A 17,078-nucleotide genomic window follows, 5' to 3' on the forward strand; every position below is an offset into this window, starting at 1 on the left:
TACGATTACAGCATTACTGCGGCAGTTGCTGGTATCCCATGTTGTAAAGGGTGAAGCTGAAAATATCGGCAGTCTGATCAATCACCATCGATACCGGCATACCAGCACCGTGCCCGGCGTTAACATCAATCCGGATCAGTTGCGGGTTAACCTTGGTGGCTTTATCTTGCAGCTCTGCTGCAAATTTAAAGGAATGCGCCGGCACAACCCGGTCATCATGATCAGCAGTAGTTACCATAGTGGCCGGATAAGTAGTACCGGGTTGCACGTTGTGTACTGGTGAATAGCCTTTTAAATACTGAAACATATCAGCAGACTGCTCCGCCGTACCGTAGTCGTAGGCCCAGCCAGCGCCCGCGGTAAAGGTATGATAGCGCAGCATGTCCAGTACACCTACAGCAGGTAGCGCCACTTTAAACAACTCAGGACGTTGCGTCATGGCCGCACCAACCAGCAAGCCGCCGTTTGAACCACCACGAATGGCCAGTTTGTCAGCAGAGGTATATTGCTGTTGCTGTAAATATTCTGCTGCAGCAATAAAATCGTCAAACACATTTTGTTTTTGCTGCTGCACGCCGGCATTGTGCCAGGCTTTACCATACTCACCACCCCCGCGTAAATTAGCGACGGCATATACACCACCCATTTCCATCCAGACGGCGTTTGCCACACTGAACGACGGGGTAAGGCTGACGTTGAAGCCACCATAACCATATAAAATAGTCGGGTTAGACGCGTCTTTTTTCAGGCCTTTCTTATAGCTGATGATCATTGGCACCTTGGTGCCATCTTTTGAAGTATAGAAAACCTGCTCAGAGGTATAATTTTCCGGATTAAATTCAATTTTCGGGCTGTTATATAAATCAGAGGCACCACTGTCCGGCGCAAAAGCGTAAATGCTGGAAGGTGTGGTGTAGTTAGCAAAAGAATAATACAGCTGCTCAGCGTCTTTTTTGCCGCTGAAGCCACCGACACTGCCTATTCCGGGCAAATTAATGTCTCTGACCAGTTTACCGCTGTAATCGTATTGTTTGACTTTGGCAATGGCATCGACCATGTAATTAGCAAATAAATAGCCTGCGCCTTTACTGATCCGCAGAACATTTTCGGTTTCAGGTATCAGTTCCTGCCAGTTTTCCGGGGTCGGCTTTGTCGCTGAAGTCACCACCACTTTGCGGTTTGGTGCATTCAGGTTGGTTACTAAATACAGCTTGTCGCCGTCGTTATCCAGTAAGTCAGTATCCGAGTCGGTATGATCCAGAATCGTCACGAACGGGCTGTTTGCTTTAGTTAAGTCTTTTAAAAAGAGTTTATTACCAGAAGTTGATACTGCTGCCGACACTAGCAGGTATTTATCATCTTCAGTCACTGAAGCACCGACATAGCGGTGTTTCTGCTCTGGCGTGCCGCCAAACACCACCTTATCTTCAGTCTGACCAGTACCCAGTTTGTGATAATACAGCTTGTGCTGATCGGTCATCGCCGATAATTCACTGCCTTCTGGCTTGTCATAACTGGAATAAAAGAAACCATCGTTGCCCACCCAGGAGATACCGCTGAATTTAACATCAATCAGGGTTGGCTCCAGTTGTTCTTTGGTTTTCGCATCAATAATGATAATTTTCCGCCAGTCACTGCCACCTTCAGAAATAGCATAGGCTGCCAGACTGCCATCGCGCGAAAATTCAATATCTGCCAGTGAGGTGGTGCCATCTTCACTAAAAGTATTCGGGTCTAAAAATACTTCAGCTTCACCGCCCTCTTTTTGCCGGTACAACACGAATTGGTTTTGTAAGCCGTCGTTTTTATAAAAATACTGGTAATCACCTTCTTTAAAGGGCGCACCAATCCGCTCAAAATTCCATGATTTCTCTAACTTGGCACGCACTTCATCCCGAAACGGAATTTGTTCCAGGTAGGAAAAAGTGACCTTGTTCTGCGCCTTTACCCAGGCTTCAGTTTCGCTGCTGCGGTCATCTTCCAGCCAGCGGTAAGGATCGGCTACCGTGGTGTCGAAATAAGTATCAACGGTGTCGCCCTTGCGGGTATCGGGATAAGCTAATGGCTGGCGTTGCTCTGTACTCACGGTAACATCCTGACTGGGTTTTACATCTTGTTTAGCACCACCACATGCACTAAGCATGGCCGTTGCTAACAGGGTAATAGCGTATTTCATGGTAAGTAAACTCCATCGTTATAGTTTTTAATAGAAGCGCTTATATCTGATGCCTGGTACCTTATACCTGATAAAAGGCGGGTAAATAGCAGACCTGAGCCGAGCTTACCAAAGATAGCGGCGGCTGCCTATTTCAACTAACTGAAATTTATGTCGACTCGGGGGAAATACCATACTGGTGGCCCTTATAAGGGCGAGGCACTGGACGTGCCGAGTAATCAAAGATGACGCCTGGCTGAAAAAAAGCAAAACGCCAGCAATATGCTGGCGTTTTAACTTTAATGGTGCCCAGAGGCGGAATCGAACCACCGACACGCGGATTTTCAATCCGCTGCTCTACCGACTGAGCTATCTGGGCAAAAACATTGTGCTGGTTATATTATGCTGCCTGATAAGCTAAACCAAAGCAGTAATGGAACAAGACACCAAAATTATGGTGCCCAGAGGCGGAATCGAACCACCGACACGCGGATTTTCAATCCGCTGCTCTACCGACTGAGCTATCTGGGCAATGCGGGTCGTATTAAACGGATTTTGCCGGTCTAAGTCAACAGATTTTTTCTAAAAGCATCGCAACCGGACAGGGATTAACCAAAGGCCGCTGCTTTGTTGGCCAGCTATTAAAATTAACACTGCGCCAGCCTCAAAAAACTTGTTACACTGTATTCAGTTAACCGACACGCCGTACAACGCATTTAGATGGACCGCTGATGGAAAAAACCTCATACACCAAACCGATGTTTCGACGCCTGGCATTAATGGCCCTGGTTATTCTGTTACTGCAAGCTGCCCTGTACACCCTGTTTACCTTGCCAGAACAAAATCAGGAAGAGCAGCAGCTCGCCCGCTTAACGGCCGAGACCACTATTCTTGCCAGCGCCTTAAGCACGCCACTGCGTAATGACAATATTCAGGCTGCCGAACAATTGCTGTTGCAAGCCCGCAATGCCGATAGCCAACGGGCTATCTATTTATATCGCCAGTCGAACCAACAGCTGGAACTGATTGCCAATACGGTAAACCTCGCCAACTTCGTACCACAACCTGAATTGGCGAACCGCGAAGTCCGTCAGGGAAGTTTTTTAATCGTCAGCAGAGTAGTCAGTAACGACGTCAACACCCTGCTGGTGAATGTAAATTATATTCCGCCAACCAGTCAGCTACCGCTGCTGCTGGCATTTTTAATTAGTCTCGTTAGCGGTGCGGTACTCAGTTTAAGCTTTGCCTATGCCATTTCTGTGTTCTTCAGCCGTAAACTGACACCCTTAGTCGATGGGACTAAAACGGCGCTGGATAAAAACCTGTTCGATGGTAGTGTTGAGAGTCATGCCCACGATGATTTTGGGGTGATGGGCAGTTATATTAACCAGCTGTTCCGGCGGATTGAGCAGGGGCAACAGGCCCTGAAAAACTCAGAAACCGATATTGCCCAGCTGAAACAAGAAGTCGATACCCGAATCAAAGAACGCACAGATGCCTTAGAAACCGCCAAGCTTACCGCTGAGCGCGCTAACGAAGCAAAATCGACCTTCTTAGCGACCATGAGCCATGAAATTCGTACGCCAATGAATGGTATTATCGGTACCATTGATTTACTCCGAAAAACCCAGCTCTCTACCTCACAGTTCAGAATGACCGATACCATCCGCGAGTCGTCTTTCTCGTTGCTACGCATTCTGGACGATATTCTGGATTTCTCAAAAATAGAGGCCGGTAAACTGGAACTGGAAAATATTCCGGTGTCTCTGGTTGATATTATTGAAGCGGTCGGCCGCATTCTGGTGTCTGTTGCCTATCAGCGGCAAATCGATCTGAAATTGTATATCGACCCGAAAATACCTAATGGCTTATTTGGTGATCCGGTTCGGTTGCGCCAGATATTATATAATCTGGCGGGTAACGCCATTAAGTTTACCGAGACCACTCCGCAGAGAACCGGGGTAGTGGTGATACGTGCTGATTTATTGGAAGAAAACCTTGAATACAGTCAAATCCAGTTTACCGTTATAGATAACGGCCGTGGTATGACGCAGCGCCAGATAAACCACGTATTTCATCCGTTTAATCAGGCCGAAGGTTCTATTACCCGAAAATTTGGTGGTACCGGCCTTGGCCTGTCTATTTGTCAGCGTCTTACCTCACTGATGTATGGTGATATTGACGTGCAAAGCGAAGTGGGCAAAGGCACGGAGTTCAAAGTCAGGATCCCGATGCGCCGCTCTGACGAAATAGACTACGTGGGTAAAGAGCTGTTGCGCGATGTGCATATTTGCCTGTTTACTCAGGATAGCGATAACCAGGAGCATTTAAGCGATTACTTCACGCATGCCCATGCCGAACTGGATGTCATCAACAATATTGAAGCATTATTTAAGCGAGCTTCCGCGCAACAGCCATTGCCACCTAAGCAGGCAGCTGTGTGGGTGCTTGACGCGACCTATGAGCAAATTTCTGCGGATCATATTAAAATGCTGCAGCAGGTGCCGCAATTGGAGCAGGTGCCGTTTATTGTTATAACCAATCAGGTTGAATTATCCGAGCACAGCAATGAGCAAATCTACTATCTGCATAGCTCTCCAATTTGTCGCAGTCACTTGTATGACGCCATTTTAGTTGCCGCCAAGCGTAAAGAGAAACCCAAACCGCAACAAACGTCTAACCTTAATTTAAGTAAAGGCGCTCCGGATATTGAAACTGCGCGGCGCGACAAACAGTTAATCTTGCTGGCTGAAGATAACATCATGAACCAACGGGTGATTGTCGATCAGCTTAATGCGCTGGGTTACGCGGTTGAAGTGGCAGATGATGGCGCGATTGCACTGGATATGTGGCGACACTATCACTACCCGTTAGTGTTAACCGATTTACACATGCCCAATATGAGTGGCTACGATTTAGCCATTGCAATTCGCAAAGAAAGTTTAAACCGCCAGGATGACAGTAATTTCAGCCGGATTGTCGCCGTTACCGCCAACGCCCTAAAAGGTGAAGAGCAAAAATGTATCAGTATTGGTATGGATGGTTATATTACCAAGCCGTTAGAACTGGTTACCCTGGAGACCATGCTGAAGCGCTGGCTGCCAGCTACCGTCAAAAAGCCGGTAGCGTCCGCTGCCAACAACACTGAATCTGGTCAGCAACCCTCTCCTATTTGTTTTACCACCATTGCCAACTTTCTGGGCAATGAGCCGGCCAAACATGAAGAGTATCTTAACTACTTTGTGAAGCACGCTAAAGAGTTACTGACTGAGCTGAGCACGGTAGCCAAGACACAGAATCGCAGCTCCGTTAGAGCGGTTGCTCATCAGTTTAAATCGGTCGCAAAAAGTGTTGGTGCAGTAAGTCTGTCAGCAGAGGCATTAAAGCTGGAGCGGGCAGCTGAAAACAGTGATTGGTCAGTTATTAATGAACATGCCAGGGTGATGCAGGAGAAGTATCAGGATGTGGTTAATTACGTGCGCCAGCGCTACTAACTGGCGCACACTGTCTTAGCTGGCAGAGGTATCCAGCGGTGCAAAGCTTTTCACCAGCTGGTCCAGTTGCTGCATCTGGCTGAGGTATCCTTCCAGCTTCGCCAATGGTAAGGCACAAGGACCGTCACATTTTGCCTGGTCCGGATCAGGATGGGCTTCAATAAACAACCCCGCCAAACCAAGTGCCATGCCAGAGCGCGCTAGCTGAGCAGCCTGAGCTCGCCGGCCATCTGCCGAATCGGTTCGGCCACCTGGCTTTTGCAATGCATGGGTGGCATCAAATATTACCGGAGCGAATTGCTTCATTTCATCCATACCCAGCATATCAACCACCAGGTTGTTATAGCCAAAGCAACTGCCACGCTCACACAAAATCACCTTATCGTTACCGGCTTCGGCAAACTTAGTAATGATATGGCGCATTTCGTGCGGTGCCAGAAATTGCGGTTTTTTAACGTTAATCACCGCGCCGGTTTTGGCCATAGCCACCACCAAATCCGTCTGCCGGGCTAAAAATGCCGGCAGCTGAATGACATCAACCACTTCTGCCACAGGCGCAGCTTGCCAGGGTTCATGTACATCGGTAATCAGTGGCACATTGAAGGTATCTTTAATTTCAGCAAAGATTTTTAAGCCTTCCTCAAGACCAGGGCCCCGGTAAGAGTGCACCGACGAGCGATTCGCTTTGTCAAACGATGCTTTGAACACAAAAGGGATGCCAAGCCTGGCGCATACGGTAACGTAATGCTCGGCAATGCGCATTGCCATATCCCGTGATTCCAGCACGTTCATGCCACCAAACAGCACAAACTGCTGCTGGTTATTTACTGTAAGGTTACCGACCCTGACGGTTTTCTGTTCCATAATATTCCAGCAATTTATTTAAATTAAAGCGGTATAAACACCGGTTGTTTATCAAGCGCTACCCTGACCATTAGCCCCAGCCAACCCAGCGCACCTAAAAAACATAACCAGCGTATGGCCATGGTACGCCCACGCAGTGCCATCACGGCCAGGGCGATATAAGCGAGCAAGGCAATTACTTTCTCCGTCAGCCAGCTATCAACAAACGGATACTGATTAATACTGAGCATTAACACCACTGCAGATAAAATAAGTAAAGTATCAACCACGTGGGGGCCAATTTTCAGCAGTTTATGCTGCAGCATTGGCGAGCTGCGCAACATCATACCAAAGCGAATAAATAACAAACTCACACTCAGTACCGCCAACAACAGGTGCAGACTTTTAAACGCCATATACATACTACAGGGTCCTTATTGCTACTCCTCAATATCAGGATATTTTTGTAAAATTGCTTCGAGCTTCTCAACCCGTTGCTGAAATAATTTAACCAACTCAGGTTCGAACTGCTTACCCGACTCCGCCACAATATGAGCGACGACCTCTTCCTTACTCCACGCCTGTTTATAGCAACGCCGGTGGCGCAGTGCATCGTAAACATCTGCCAGGGCGGCAATCCTGCCATAGACATGAATGTCTTTACCCTTTTTACCTGCAGGGTAGCCGGTACCATCCCATTTTTCATGATGGTCCTGAGCGATAATTGCACCGGCCTGAATAATAACACGTTTTGAGTCTTTCAAAATATCGTAGCCGATGTTGCTGTGGGTTTTCATCACTTCCCATTCACCGCTGTCAAGCGTTGCTGGTTTATTTAAAATACCATCCGGGATCCCCACTTTTCCTACATCATGCAGCGGTGAAGCATACATTAGCCGCTCCGCTTCTTCTTCACTCAGGCCATAAGCTTTTGCCAGGTCATAGCAAATAAAGGCAACCCGGCGCACATGGTTGCCGGTTTCAACCGAGCGATGTTCTACCGCTTCGCTCAGCCGGTAGACTATTTCGCGTTGGGTATCTTCTATTTCATGCTGTAACTGCACATTCTCGTAAGCTATTTGTACGTTCTGGGCAAATAGCTCAATCAGCTTTTTCTGGTTATCACTGACCTGCCCCGGTAAGCCAGAAATATACAACAGCGAGCCGTGGGTAAATTTACTGCAACAGTATGCCACCAGATAATTATCCCTATAAACAATACTGCGACTATCTAGTGCTGTTTCAAATGCCGCCAGCAGTTCGTGATTTAACACCTCCTGCACCGGCTTACCCTCTTTTCGGGCAAACTGGCCCTGTCCGGCAAATACCACTAAATCGTGTGGGTCGGCATCAGAGCTCACATTGCCTGCGACAAGAGAAGAACTGGCCAGCAAGGCATTTTCATGGCTGCCCAAAATGGAGGTTAGTTGTTGTAACACCCCTTCTATAAATTGCTCCATCGAATGAGAAGAGAACAGATCAATTGAGGCATTAATAATTTTTTCCAGGCCCTGCCGGCTATGTTCCAGCGACAGAATATCGCGATACGAGCGCAGGCTGGACATAATCACGGTAAACAGCTTTTGCGCTGTCAGCTCCGTTTTTGATTTATAGTCGTTAATATCATAATTAACAATAACCTGGCGCTCGGGTGCCTGGCCAGGTTGACCGGTACGAAGAATAATCCGCACATGCTCGTTTTTCAGCTCTTCCCGCACATGTCGTGCTACCAGCAAACCGGCATCATCGGTTTCCATCACCACATCCAGTAAAATAATGGCCGTATCCGGGTTTGCGGCAATTAGCTCCCGGGCCTGAGCCCCTGAATAGGCGCTTAAAAATTCAAGGCTTTTGTTATTGAAGGTAAAGTCGCTAAGCGCCAGCTTGGTGACGGTATGCACTTCCGGTTCATCATCGACAATTAATACTTTCCAAAAGCCATGGTTGGCCACTTCAGGAAGTTCAGTCTCGTCCGCAAACAGAAAGGCGTCATTCATCAGGCAGGCTCCAAAAACAGATAGCGATTTAAAAAACGTTAAATAGTTATATGCGCTAATAGCTTGGGGGTCAAAACTTTGTTGTGATTAGTCGCTCCGATTTAAACAACCGCCACTGATCCGCCAGTTATCACCGTAATCTTTACGCGACTGTACATGGCTAAAGCCCGCCGCGGCTAATAACTGCTGCACGGCCTCGGCCTGGTTATAACCATGCTCCAGCCATAACCAGCCATTTGCGGCTAAATAAGCCGGTGCCTGCTGGCAAATAATGGCTAAATCTGCCAGGCCCTGCTCTGCGGCCACCAGGGCGGATACCGGCTCATATTTCAGCGCCGGTAAATGCGGGTCGTCAGGTTCAATGTAAGGGGGGTTGCTGACAATAAGATCAAAATATTGGCCGGTAACGGCGCTGAACCAGTTGCTGGGTAATATTGTGCAGTTGCTGGCTGCTAACCGTTTCGCATTGCGCCTGGCAAGCTCTACGGCTGCAGGTATTTTGTCTACCGCCGTCACCTGCCATAGCGGCCGGTTACAGGCCAACGCCAGTGCGATGGCACCCGTGCCGGTGCCCAAATCCAGCACTTTGGCGTTTTGCGGCAGCGGCAACGCCAGTGCCTGCTCAACCAGAAGCTCCGTATCTGGCCTGGGGATCAGGGTACAGCTGGCGACTTCCAGTTCAATATTCCAGAACGGCCATTGGCCAATAATATAAGCAATAGGCTCGTCCTGCACCGCCCGGCCAAGCAGCTGCTGCAAGGCATTCAGATCAGCCGTGGTCAGCGTGTCGTCTGCATGACTGTACAGATAACTGACACTGACATGCAGCTGATGACACAATAACAATTTGGCGTCATCCGCCGCCAGCGGTGACACGTCACTAAGCTGGCGGGTTGCCTGTTGCAGCCATTGTGTCAGTGTCATCTTAGCGGTTTTCGTCTGCCAGCGCGGCCAGTAAGTCAGCCTGGTGTTCCTGATTCAGCGGTTCAAGCACTAATTCTAAATCGCCTTCCATCACTTCGTTTAAACGGTAAATGGTCAGATTAATCCGGTGATCGGTTAAGCGGCCTTGCGGGAAGTTATAAGTGCGGATCCGTTCAGAGCGATCACCACTGCCCACCAGCGAGCGGCGGGTAGATTCTTCCGTTAAGCGGCGCTTTTCATCTTCTGCGGCCTGAATTCGCGATTGCAATACGCTCATAGCACGGGCCCGGTTTTTGTGCTGAGAACGTTCATCCTGGCATTCAACAACTATACCGGTGGGTAAGTGGGTGATCCGGATCGCAGAGTCGGTACGGTTTACGTGCTGACCACCGGCGCCAGACGCCCGGTAGGTATCTACTTTCAAATCTGCAGGGTTAATTTCAATGGCTTCATTTTCCGGTATTTCCGGCATAATGGCCACGGTACAAGCTGAGGTGTGCACTCGTCCCTGCGACTCCGTCGCTGGTACCCGTTGCACCCGATGGCCACCCGACTCAAACTTTAAAATACCATAGGCGCCTTCACCCTGAACGCCAACAATCACTTCTTTAAAACCGCCATGCTCACCTTCATTAGCACTGATCACTTCAAGCTTCCAGCGCCGGCGTTCGGCAAAGCGGCTGTACATACGGTATACGTCGCCGGCAAATATTGCCGCTTCATCGCCACCTGCCCCGGCCCGGATTTCAATAAAACAGTTATTACTGTCATTCGGATCTTTGGGCAGCAATAGTAATTGCAGTTCCTTTTCCAGTTGCTCAATGGCAGCTCGGGCGCTTTTATATTCTTCCTGCGCCAGTTCACGCATATCAGGATCACTGTCTTTTTGCATCTCTTCAGCAGCAGCTAAATCTTGCTGTGCCTGACGAAAGCGGTTGAACGCCTTACTGACATCTTCCAGCTGACTGTATTCTTTAGACAACTCGCGAAAACGTTTTTGATCGCCAATTACGCCCGGATCGCTTAACAACGCCTGTACTTCTTCATGCCGCTCGACTAAGCCTTCGAGCTTGCGGTATACCGAATCTTTCATGTTAGGTCTGTTACCTGTTTAAATATCTAATAAACTGTTGATCAGCGCCTGCGGCTCACTGGCCTCTTGTTGCAATAACTGACGAATGGTTTTGGTTGGGCTGTGCATCAGCCGGTTACTCAGCTTGTTGGCCAGCTCGGTCAGCACTTTCTCAGCATCCTGGCCTGCAGCAAGCTGGTTTAATGCCCGGCCAAGTAACTCGGTTTTAATTTGTTCGCAGCGCTGGCGGTAATCCCGCACCCAGTCAACACTACCTTGTAATTGTAACCATTGCAGAAAATCATCAGCTCCCTGCCGGATAATAACCCCTGCCTGCTCTGCGGCTTGCTGGCGCGAGCTAACATTTTGCGCCACTATACTTTGCAAGTCGTCTACCGTATATAAATACGCGTCTTCCAGCTCAGCAACCTGCTGTTCAATATCGCGCGGCACAGCCAGATCCACCAGAAACATCGGTTTATGCCGGCGTTTTTTCAACGCTTGTTCCACCATGCCCTTCCCCACGATGGGCAACGTACTGGCGGTCGAACTGATGACAATATCCGCTTGCGGCAGCTGCATCGGCACCTGCGACAAGGTAATAACTTTGGCATTAAACTGCTCTGCTAACAGTACAGCCCGCTCGTAAGTGCGATTAGCAACGGTAAGCTCTTTCGCGCCCTGCTCGGCCAGGTGACGGGCCACCAGCTCAATGGTTTCACCCGCGCCAATTAACAGCACCTGCACTTTCTCAAGTTTGCCAAAAATTTGTCTGGCTAAACTCACTGCGGCAAAAGCAACCGAGACCGCATTGGCACCAATATCGGTGTTGGTGCGGACATCTTTGGCGACGGCAAAGGTTTTTTGAAATAATCGTTCAAAATGTGGATTAATGGTGCCGGCCTGACGTGACTGATTGTAAGCCTGCTTAACCTGGCCGAGGATTTGCGGCTCGCCCAACACCAGAGAATCAAGCCCGGCTGCAACCCGCATCAAATGCTCAGCCGCCAGTCGATCGTAGTGCAGATACAGGTGCGGCTGCAATTCATTAACCTTTAACTGATGAAACTGGGCCAACCAGGCAATCACGTGTTCTGCTTGATTATTTGTGCCATTAAAATACAATTCAGTGCGATTACAGGTAGACAAAATCACCGCATCGGTCACCGCTGTCGCAGTCGCCAGTTCGCGCAAGGCTTCATGCACCTGTTCCGGGGCAAATGCCACTTTTTCCCGTAAGCCAACCGGTGCTGTTTTATGATTAATGCCTAGTGCAAAGATGGCCATCACCTGTATCATCAAGTTTGTCAGGGGCGAATTGTACGAAAAAGCCCATATTAAGAAAAGCGTAACTAAGGACTTTCAGCGTGTCAGCACCAATTAAGTGGCTAGCCCTTGCCGGATTACTGCTCATCACCAGTGGTTGCAGCCTGTTATCAAAACCTGCCGCGGGGCCCGCCCTGGACAATAAAAGCCGGCTGGTGCAACTTACAGCTATCGAACAGTATACGTTACAGGCATCTGTCGGTATTAAAACACCAGACGAGTCAGTAAGTGGCAACCTGAACTGGCAACAGCATAACACTGAACACTTCAAAGCACGTCTTGCTAATTTTTTAGGGATCAGCTTATTTGAGCTGAACAACGACGCCCAGGGCAGCAGTATTATGGTACGCGGCGAGCGGTATCAGGCAGCAGACCCCAGTAGTTTGCTCTGGCAGCTGGCTGGCTGGTCGATGCCGCTCTCTGATATGCCATTGTGGTTAAAAGGCATACCGGGTGCAACGGCCAGTGCCATTGAATACGATGAAATTGGCAGAGTTCAGGCATTTCAGCTGGTCGATAGCACCGGTATTACCTGGCAGCTGCGTTATCAGAGCTTCTTCACCGATCCGCTGGCTTTACCTCAGAAAATTAATTTAAGCAGTGAAGATACCACTATCCGCTTTCACATCAGGAACTGGCAATTATGACCCTGAGCCTGCCTGCCGTAGCTAAACTTAATTTATTCTTACATATTACCGGTCGCAGGCCCGACGGCTATCATAACCTGCAAACCTTATTTCAATTGCTGGATGTCGGCGATGAGCTGCATTTTACCCCCCGCCATAACGATAAGCTGACGCTGCAATGTAATGATCCCAGCCTTGAGGGTCCCGACAATCTGATTATGAAAGCCGGTCGTTTATTACAACAGCACACCGGTTGTAAGCTTGGCTGCGATATTGTGCTGGATAAAAAAATACCAATGGGCGGTGGTCTGGGTGGCGGCTCGTCTGATGCAGCCACCACCTTACTGGCCTTAAATACCTTGTGGCAGTTAAAGCTGAGTAATGAACAACTGGCTGCTCTGGCATTGCAACTTGGCGCCGATGTGCCATTGTTTGTCAGGGGCTGCAGCGCCTTTGCTGAAGGTGTCGGTGAGAAGTTAGTGCCGGTAACCTTGCCTGAGAAAGTGTATTTAGTGGTAACACCGCACTGCCACATAAGCACGGCAGAGGTATTTCAACATCCAGATTTAATCAGAAACAGCCGTGCACTCAGTTTAGACACACTGTTTAACAGTCCCTGGCGCAATGATTGCCAACCTCTGGTCGAACAGCTGCAGCCGATTGTTGCAATAACCTTACAGTGGTTGGTAGAATATGCGCCGTGTCGAATGACGGGTACTGGCGCCAGTGTGTTCGCCGAATTTCCGGACACGGCCAGTGCTCAGCATGCCTTAGCCAATTTACCGGCAAACTGCCGCGGATTTATTGCTAAAGGAGTCAACCAGTCGCCAGTAATGGCGGCGTTGGCAGATACGGAATTTTACGCCTGATGCCATTTACTCTGGCATTGAATAATATAACCGGACTCACCACCGCCCTGAGGATCCTACTGTGCCCGACATGAAGGTTTTCGCTGGTAACGCCATACCAGAACTTGCTCGTAAAATCGCCAGCCGTCTCTATATCAAACTGGGAGATGCCGAAGTTGGCCGTTTCAGTGATGGCGAAGTTAGCGTACAAATCAATGAAAATGTTCGTGGTTCTGATGTTTTTATTATTCAGTCAACCTGTGCCCCCACCAATGACAACCTGATGGAACTGATTGTGATGGTGGATGCATTACGCCGCGCCTCAGCCGGTCGGATCACTGCGGTTATTCCTTACTTTGGTTATGCCAGACAGGATCGCCGCGTGCGTTCAGCCCGGGTTCCTATCACCGCTAAAGTAGTCGCAGACTTTTTATCCAGTGTTGGGGTAGATCGGGTATTAACCGTCGACTTGCACGCCGAGCAAATTCAGGGTTTCTTCGATGTGCCGGTAGACAACGTGTTCGCCAGCCCGGTGCTGCTGGACGACATGCGCAAGAAAACCCTGCATTCGCCGGTAGTCGTTTCACCAGATATTGGTGGCGTAGTCAGGGCGCGTGCGGTTGCCAAACTACTGAACGACGCCGACCTGGCCATTATTGATAAGCGCCGGCCTAAGGCGAATGTATCGCAGGTTATGCATATCATCGGTGATGTAAAAGACCGCGACTGTATTATCGTGGACGATATGATTGATACCGGCGGTACCCTTTGTAAAGCGGCTGAAGCGCTAAAAGAGCAAGGTGCCAAACGGGTATTTGCTTACGCCACTCATGCGGTATTTTCTGGCAATGCCCCGGAAATTATCAGCAATTCCGTGATTGATGAGTTAATCGTTACCGACACCATCCCGTTGTCAGCGGCAATGAAAACGGTTAGTAAAGTACGCCAGTTAACCTTAAGCGAGCTGATGGCTGAATGTATTCGCCGGATCAGCAACGAAGAATCTATTTCTTCTATGTTCGACTAAACCGTCAACCGATGTCATTAAGGCGCCTGTGGGCGCCTTTTTCATTTGCAGCTGGTCGGTGCTGGTGGTAACATGTCGCGCCTTTTGAAGGGGCAATCAGGTTGGGGCTGGTCGCAAGCCGCAACAACAATCACTTTATTGGAGTACATCATGTCTGATGCAATTTTCACGTTAACTGCAGAAGTCCGTACTGACCTGGGGAAAGGTGCGAGCCGCCGCCTGCGTCACGAAGACAAAGTTCCAGCCATCATTTATGGCGGACATAAAGATGCTTTATCTGTTACTTTAGAGCACCCTAAGCTGTTAAAAGCGCAAAGCTTTGAAGCATTTTACTCTCACATTCTGACCATCACCGTCGGTAAAGAGAAGATCCAGGCTATCGTTAAAGATATGCAACGTCACCCGTACAAGCCAAAAATCATGCACGTTGACTTCCAACGCGTTGAAGCTGGCCACGAGCTGACCACTATCGTTCCGGTTCACTTCTTAAACGAAGACAAGCCAATCAAAAAAGGCGGTGTGGTAGTTCACGCGCTGAACGAGATTGAAATCAGCGTATTACCAAAAGACTTACCAGAGTTTATTGAAGTAGACCTGGCTGACGTTGAAGTCGGTACTACCTTACACCTGACTGACATTAAAGCACCTAAAGGTGTTAGCTTTGTTCAGTTAAACAAAGGTGAAGGCCATGACCTGCCAGTGGTATCTGTGAACAAGCCAGCTGGTAAAGCCGTTGATACAGAAGAAGAAACTGAAACTGCCGAGTAATGTCTGACGCATTACCTGCCAATGTTCAGTTAATCGTGGGCCTGGGAAATCCGGGCCCCGAATACCAGCATACCCGGCACAATGCCGGGGTCTGGTTTGTTGAAAAGCTGGCTCATGCCTTTAATGTCAACCTGAAAAATGACAGTAAATTCTTTGGTTATAGCGGTAAATTTGTTTGCGCCGGCCAGGAATTTAAACTACTTATCCCTTCTACTTTTATGAACCTCAGCGGCAAAGCCGTTTTAGCCATGGCGCAGTTTTATAAACTGGCACCGGAAAATATTCTGGTGGCCCACGATGAGCTGGCGCTGGCGCCAGGTATTGCTAAATTTAAACTCGGTGGCGGCCATGCCGGCCACAACGGTTTACGCGATATCATGGCCAGGTTGAGTAACAACCCGAATTTTTACCGGTTACGCCTCGGTATTGGCCATCCGGGCCATAAAGACCAGGTCACCGGTTTTGTGCTGGGCAAAGCCCCGGCCAGTGAACAAAAATTAATTGATGCCAGTATTGATGAAGCAGTAAGCTGCTTTGATATTCTGGCCCGTGACGGCTTAATAAAAGCCCAACACCGCTTACACAGTTTTAAAGCCAGCTAGCCCTTGGGCCAGCAACTCAGCGCAAAGGAAAATTATTATGGGTTTCAAATGTGGTATTGTCGGCCTGCCTAACGTAGGAAAGTCTACCTTGTTTAATGCGTTAACCAAGGCAGGCATTGAAGCGGCCAACTTTCCGTTTTGTACCATAGAGCCTAATACCGGCGTGGTACCGGTGCCAGACTTACGACTGGATAAACTGGCCGAGATTGTTAAACCGCAGCGGGTTATTCCTACTACCATGGAGTTTGTCGACATTGCCGGTTTGGTAAAAGGCGCGTCCCGCGGTGAAGGTCTTGGCAATAAGTTTCTGGCGAATATTCGCGAAACGGATGCTATTGGCCATGTGGTCCGCTGTTTTGACGATGAAAACATTATTCACGTTGCCGGTAAAATAGACCCGGCCGATGACATCGATACCATTAATATGGAGTTGGTACTGTCTGATATGGACAGCGCCGAGCGGGCTATTTTCCGGGTCAGTAAAAAAGCCAAAGGCGGTGACAAAGACGCCAAGGCGGAAATACTGGTGCTGGAAAAAGTTAAAGCGCATTTAGAGCAAGGCAATACCTTACGTCAGCTGGAGCTGGACAAGGACGAAAAAGCCCTGATTGCCTATATGAACTTTTTAACGATTAAGCCCACCATGTATATTGCTAACGTGACTGACGATGGCTTTGAGAACAATCCTTACTTAGATATCGTGCAGGCCATTGCCGACAAAGAAGGCGCTATTGTGGTGCCGGTGTGCGCGGCGATTGAATCTGAAATTGCTGAGCTGGAAGATGACGAGAGAGCCGAATTTATGGCCGATATGGGCCTGGAAGAGCCGGGTTTAAACCGGGTGATTCGTGGCGGTTACTCACTGTTAAGCTTACATACTTATTTTACCGCTGGCGTAAAAGAAGTACGGGCCTGGACCGTGGAAATTGGTTCTACCGCACCGCAGGCGGCCGGAGTTATTCATACCGACTTTGAAAAAGGTTTTATCCGGGCTGAAGTAGTAGGTTACAACGACTTTGTCAGCTTTAACGGCGAAGCCGGTGCCAAAGAAGCCGGCAAATGGCGGCTGGAAGGTAAAGATTACATCGTTAAAGATGGCGACGTGATGCATTTTCGCTTTAACGTTTAACCCCGTTATCGCATTTAGAAAGCCGCTGCCATCGCAGCGGCTTTTTTATCTGGCCGCGTATTGCGTATAAAAACAGCAAACACACCCTTCCTGCGCACTAATCGTAAAAAAACGGTTGACGCTAATATGTCAGATCAGCATAATACGCGCCACTTGCTTAGGACAAGTTAGCGTGGCTACATAGCTCAGCTGGTTAGAGCACAGCACTCATAATGCTGGGGTCGCAGGTTCGATTCCCGCTGTAGCCACCACTTAATTTTCCTATGT

At 48.9% G+C, this 17,078-nt stretch carries 14 protein-coding genes and 3 tRNA genes; 8 read left to right on the forward strand and 9 right to left on the reverse strand.

The window, feature by feature from the left end:
* Positions 1 to 13: 13 nt before the first annotated feature.
* The 3 genes from B2X65_RS05995 to B2X65_RS06005 all read right to left on the reverse strand — a co-directional run bounded on the left by B2X65_RS05995 (position 14) and on the right by B2X65_RS06005 (position 2,686).
* Positions 14 to 2,176, reverse strand: coding sequence for a prolyl oligopeptidase family serine peptidase (locus B2X65_RS05995; protein WP_290611287.1), 2,163 nt, complete (start codon positions 2,174 to 2,176; stop codon positions 14 to 16).
* A 282-nt stretch (positions 2,177 to 2,458) separates the two neighbouring features.
* A tRNA-Phe gene (locus B2X65_RS06000) sits at positions 2,459 to 2,534 on the reverse strand.
* Between the two features lie 76 nt (positions 2,535 to 2,610).
* Positions 2,611 to 2,686: transfer RNA gene (locus B2X65_RS06005), tRNA-Phe, on the reverse strand.
* 200 nt (positions 2,687 to 2,886) lie between these two features.
* Here B2X65_RS06005 and B2X65_RS06010 point away from each other — a divergent pair.
* On the forward strand, positions 2,887 to 5,649 hold the full coding sequence (locus tag B2X65_RS06010; protein ID WP_290611288.1) for a hybrid sensor histidine kinase/response regulator: 2,763 nt from the start codon (positions 2,887 to 2,889) through the stop codon (positions 5,647 to 5,649).
* 15 nt (positions 5,650 to 5,664) lie between these two features.
* On the opposite strand, the gene kdsA is transcribed toward B2X65_RS06010, so the two are convergent.
* From kdsA to hemA, 6 genes are all read right to left on the reverse strand, one after another.
* Positions 5,665 to 6,513 (reverse strand): 3-deoxy-8-phosphooctulonate synthase, encoded by an 849-nt coding sequence (gene kdsA, locus B2X65_RS06015; protein ID WP_290611289.1) that lies wholly within the window; start codon positions 6,511 to 6,513, stop codon positions 5,665 to 5,667.
* Positions 6,514 to 6,536: 23 nt separating this feature from the next.
* Entirely contained in the window at positions 6,537 to 6,914 is a 378-nt protein-coding gene (locus B2X65_RS06020; RefSeq protein WP_290611290.1) for a SirB2 family protein, read from the reverse strand.
* An 18-nt stretch (positions 6,915 to 6,932) separates the two neighbouring features.
* The gene (locus B2X65_RS06025) at positions 6,933 to 8,489 is read right to left on the reverse strand and encodes a DUF3369 domain-containing protein (protein ID WP_290611292.1); all 1,557 of its coding nucleotides are present in this window, start codon (positions 8,487 to 8,489) and stop codon (positions 6,933 to 6,935) included.
* 87 nt (positions 8,490 to 8,576) lie between these two features.
* Complete coding sequence (gene prmC, locus B2X65_RS06030) at positions 8,577 to 9,413, reverse strand: peptide chain release factor N(5)-glutamine methyltransferase (RefSeq protein ID WP_290611293.1); 837 nt, start codon at positions 9,411 to 9,413, stop codon at positions 8,577 to 8,579.
* A 1-nt stretch (position 9,414) separates the two neighbouring features.
* On the reverse strand, positions 9,415 to 10,506 hold the full coding sequence (prfA, locus tag B2X65_RS06035) for a peptide chain release factor 1 (RefSeq protein ID WP_290611294.1): 1,092 nt from the start codon (positions 10,504 to 10,506) through the stop codon (positions 9,415 to 9,417).
* A gap of 18 nt (positions 10,507 to 10,524) precedes the next feature.
* On the reverse strand, positions 10,525 to 11,772 hold the full coding sequence (gene hemA / locus B2X65_RS06040; protein WP_290611295.1) for a glutamyl-tRNA reductase: 1,248 nt from the start codon (positions 11,770 to 11,772) through the stop codon (positions 10,525 to 10,527).
* An 80-nt stretch (positions 11,773 to 11,852) separates the two neighbouring features.
* On the opposite strand from hemA, the gene lolB reads away from it, so the two are divergent.
* From lolB to B2X65_RS06075, 7 genes are all read left to right on the forward strand, one after another.
* The gene (gene lolB / locus B2X65_RS06045; RefSeq protein WP_290611296.1) at positions 11,853 to 12,458 is read left to right on the forward strand and encodes a lipoprotein insertase outer membrane protein LolB; all 606 of its coding nucleotides are present in this window, start codon (positions 11,853 to 11,855) and stop codon (positions 12,456 to 12,458) included.
* Positions 12,455 to 13,306, forward strand: coding sequence for a 4-(cytidine 5'-diphospho)-2-C-methyl-D-erythritol kinase (gene ispE, locus B2X65_RS06050; RefSeq protein ID WP_290611298.1), 852 nt, complete (start codon positions 12,455 to 12,457; stop codon positions 13,304 to 13,306). The genes lolB and ispE overlap by 4 nt, the downstream gene beginning before the upstream one ends.
* Before the next feature lie 70 nt (positions 13,307 to 13,376).
* Positions 13,377 to 14,312 carry a ribose-phosphate pyrophosphokinase gene (locus B2X65_RS06055; RefSeq protein ID WP_290611299.1) on the forward strand — a complete coding sequence of 312 codons (936 nt, stop codon included), beginning with the start codon at positions 13,377 to 13,379 and terminating at the stop codon, positions 14,310 to 14,312.
* Between the two features lie 150 nt (positions 14,313 to 14,462).
* Positions 14,463 to 15,080 (forward strand): 50S ribosomal protein L25/general stress protein Ctc, encoded by a 618-nt coding sequence (locus tag B2X65_RS06060; protein WP_349678704.1) that lies wholly within the window; start codon positions 14,463 to 14,465, stop codon positions 15,078 to 15,080.
* Complete coding sequence (gene pth, locus B2X65_RS06065; protein ID WP_290611301.1) at positions 15,080 to 15,682, forward strand: aminoacyl-tRNA hydrolase; 603 nt, start codon at positions 15,080 to 15,082, stop codon at positions 15,680 to 15,682. Before B2X65_RS06060 ends, pth begins: the two co-directional genes overlap by 1 nt.
* 37 nt (positions 15,683 to 15,719) lie before the next feature.
* Positions 15,720 to 16,811 (forward strand): redox-regulated ATPase YchF, encoded by a 1,092-nt coding sequence (ychF, locus tag B2X65_RS06070; protein ID WP_290611303.1) that lies wholly within the window; start codon positions 15,720 to 15,722, stop codon positions 16,809 to 16,811.
* 174 nt (positions 16,812 to 16,985) lie between these two features.
* Positions 16,986 to 17,062 (forward strand) — tRNA-Met (locus tag B2X65_RS06075).
* Positions 17,063 to 17,078 lie beyond the last annotated feature (16 nt).

This window comes from Arsukibacterium sp. UBA3155, from assembly GCA_002364615.1.
In the GTDB taxonomy this organism is placed as follows: domain Bacteria; phylum Pseudomonadota; class Gammaproteobacteria; order Enterobacterales; family Alteromonadaceae; genus Alishewanella.